1 protein-coding gene is annotated in these 411 nt (G+C 69.6%); it reads left to right on the top strand.

Going from position 1 to position 411, the window contains the following annotated elements; genetic code table 11:
• The coding region (locus ETD86_RS56570) for a condensation domain-containing protein (RefSeq protein WP_170223825.1) at positions 1-411 on the top strand (411 nt) is incomplete at both ends.

Raw genomic sequence — 411 nt, 5'->3', positions numbered from 1 at the left:
GGAGATGCGGACGCAGCTTGCCGCGCTGCTGGAGCACGAGCACGCCCCGCTGGCGGTGGCGCAGCAGGCCGCCGGGCTGGTCGGTGACACGCCGCTGTTCACCTCCCTGTTCAACTACCGGCACATCAGCAGCGCCGCCCGAGCCGCTGAGGGCGACCGGCAGCCGACGGTGCAGGGCATACGGAACGTCTACTCCCGCGTCCAGAACAGCTACCCGTTGACCGTGTCGGCGAACGATCTCGGCTCTGGCGGGATGAGCCTGAGCGTGCTGGCGGTGAACTCCGTCGATGCGCGCGGGGTGGGTCTGCTGGTGCGGACTGTGGTGGAGAATCTGGTGGCCGCGCTCACCGTGGCTCTGGATGATGGCCCGGATCTGGCGCTGCAGTCCGTGGGGGTCTTGGACGGGCGGGA

This window comes from Nonomuraea turkmeniaca (genome assembly GCF_005889735.1).
Classification (GTDB): domain Bacteria; phylum Actinomycetota; class Actinomycetes; order Streptosporangiales; family Streptosporangiaceae; genus Nonomuraea; species Nonomuraea turkmeniaca.
This window is presented reverse-complemented; position numbering and strand designations above follow the sequence as displayed.